At 54.4% G+C, this 2,671-nt stretch carries 3 protein-coding genes; 2 read left to right on the top strand and 1 reads right to left on the bottom strand.

Going from position 1 to position 2,671, the window contains the following annotated elements; all coding sequences use genetic code 11:
• On the top strand, positions 1-450 hold a 450-nt coding region (locus ACOSYY_RS14890), incomplete at its 5' end, for a hypothetical protein (protein ID WP_421663317.1).
• The gene (locus ACOSYY_RS14885; RefSeq protein ID WP_421663316.1) at positions 443-1,837 is read left to right on the top strand and encodes a DEAD/DEAH box helicase family protein; all 1,395 of its coding nucleotides are present in this window, start codon (positions 443-445) and stop codon (positions 1,835-1,837) included. The genes ACOSYY_RS14890 and ACOSYY_RS14885, both read left to right, overlap by 8 nt.
• Before the next feature lie 135 nt (positions 1,838-1,972).
• Here the strand turns inward: ACOSYY_RS14885 and ACOSYY_RS14880 are convergent.
• The coding region (locus tag ACOSYY_RS14880; RefSeq protein ID WP_421663315.1) for a TM0106 family RecB-like putative nuclease at positions 1,973-2,671 on the bottom strand (699 nt) is incomplete at its 5' end.

Genomic DNA, 2,671 nt, shown 5'->3' with positions numbered 1-2,671 from the left:
ACCGCCGTTCTGTGTGACAATGATGCGCCGGACCAGCTAAGCACGGAAGATGTCGAACACCTCCGAGAGAGTGGTGCCTACATTTGTCAGTGGGAAAGCGGCAACTCCACAGAGCACCAACTCTTCGCCGATTTGCCGTGGGATCACATCCCTCTGATTTTGAAGCTCATCAGTGACAACCACGACACCCTGCAACATGCAACTATCATTGATTCCATCAGAAAAGATCAGCGCATTGCCGCGCAGAATCTAGATCCCGATCCTGCGGTCTGGCCTGACAGCATCGTTCTTAGGCGCGTGATCGGAGATTTGGCCCATGACCACAAATGGATTAAGCGCATTGATTATGCCGAAACAGCTTTTGCTTTTGCCCTTCCGATCATGCCTGACGCAAGCATACTCAAGACGCGCTTGAATGGCTTGTGGCAGTGGATACAACAAAATGAATGATGAGGTTTATCGGGCCATAGCGCATGCGTCATCGGGCTTTGTCGAGGCGCCAGCGGGTTGCGGAAAGACCGACGCGATAGTCAGAACGGTCGGCGGATACTGCGATGGTCGGCAGCTTGTTCTGACCCATACGCATGCAGGCGTTGACGCGTTACGCCAACGTTTCCGACAACACTCCGTCCCGACGGCGAAATACCACGTTGATACGATTGCGGGATGGTCCTGGGGCTGGGTCAGTAAATACCCGAACAACGCGGCTTACCAGGGATCAACCGAGATCGCCGAATGGAACAATGTGTACGCGGGAATGTCCACTCTCCTAGAAAAGCGATTTGTCAGACAGGGCATTCTAAACTCGTACACAGGTCTCATTGTGGACGAATACCAGGACTGCACGGTTCCCATGCACAAGCTGATCATCCAACTGAAGCAACTTCTGCCATGCCGCGTGCTTGGGGACGACCTTCAAGGTGTTTTCGGCTTTCGCGACGATCCGCTCATTGGCTGGGCCGACGTGAGAGCCGAGTTTGTCAATGACCTAGGCACGTTGGCGACGCCGCACAGATGGATAAAGGCGGGAAATGAACCGCTCGGCCGCTGGCTCTTGGACGCGCGATCAGTTTTCCGGCAGAACCGTGAACCTGATTATCGCCAATCTCCGATAGAAAGACGGACCGTTCCATACAGCGATCTTGGCCCTGAGCTTATTCGTCAAACTTACGCAAGACAGGGTAGGGTCTGTGTGATCAGTCCGAAAGCCAGACCCCTACCTGCTGGCATAGAAACGGCCTTGGTCAACCACAGCTACCGCGTGCTCGAGCCCAACGAACTCAGCGCGTTGCGAAGGCTAGTCATCGGGCTTGCGGACGGGTCCCCGTCAGAGAAAGCGAAGGAGGCGGAGGAGTTTATAACCAGAGCCTATGGGGGTTTGCCTGGCGACGACAAGCGTTTTATGCGCAAGATTCTTAAGGGCGAACGTCAGCGCCCGCAGCGCACTGACAGACGAGTGCTCTGTCAAAGGCACACCGCAGAAACCACCCCACCTTTGTTGTTCGACCTGTTGGAGTATATTGAAGGAACCAACGGAGTCCGATGTAAGCTCTGGGAATCGGTAAGCGCCCTGAAATGCGTCCTTGAAAGGCATCTTGAGTCACATTCCGATCTGAAACACCTGTACGCTGAGGAGATCGCACAACGAAAGTACCAAAGCCGCAGCCACATCCATCGCAGCATTGGTAGCACGCTACTGGTGAAAGGACTGGAGTTTGATCATGCCGTGATCCTCCGTAGCCCAAATTGGCAAAAGAACTGGGGGAACTACAGGGACCTGTACGTCGCACTTACACGGGGTTCGAAGAGCACGACCTTGATCGACTTGGCAGCCTAAGAGACCATCCCACGGGGTTACTTTCTGCCTCCGAAGATCTTCCTTGCAACGGGTCACGGCGCGGCCAAAATGGTCGATTTCGGCGCGCCCCTTGTCCAACCAGACAGATCATAGGACCAGCCACCACGCTGGATCTCAACAAATTGGATCTACACTACTAGCACTCCCTGACTGCGAGTGAGGCCCTCCTTGAGCCACGCTTTCAAAATATTCCTTCACCGCCACCATTGCCCGGCAATCATCCTCGTTGTATTTGATGATCCGTTGAAGCGCAGCTTGGTTCGATGGATTTTTGAGGTATTCGTTGTACCAGGCAATGGAGTTAGCCCCGGAAGGATCAGGATCTCGCCATTTGAATCCGAGCAGCTTGGCGATCTGCTTGATGCCATAGGAATAGGTCGGCCAATCGGAGTACTCGACCACTAGTTTCTGGTAGAGATCAAATTCGCTGGCTTTGTACTTTTCGAACACCGCTTCGTCCAACCCATACCGGTCCTTCAGCATCCGGAGCGTTGTCCGCTCCTTGTGCGAATACACATAATAGACGTCTCCCCGACCTGCACCCAGGAATTCCCAGAACGCTCGGACTGTCGGCTCCTCCTCCTCTTGGCTCTTCGCCACGAAGTACGTAAATCGTGGCTCCCCACTCCCATCTTTGATCACCATTCCAAACAGATACACCAGCCCTCGCGTCGGATCATCCTCAATATCGAAGTAAATCTCACGGGCCGCCTGAGGGAAGGCATATCCCTGGCGGATCTCCGGCTTCCCGGCCAACCGGACCAGGGCCCGATTTTTCATCCGAGCTAACGATTGCTCGCTCATGCGCGGAAT

It is taken from the genome of Nitrospira sp. BLG_2, assembly GCF_049222245.1.
The sequence above is the reverse complement of the archived record's forward strand: the minus strand, read 5'-3'. Positions and strand labels throughout refer to the sequence as shown.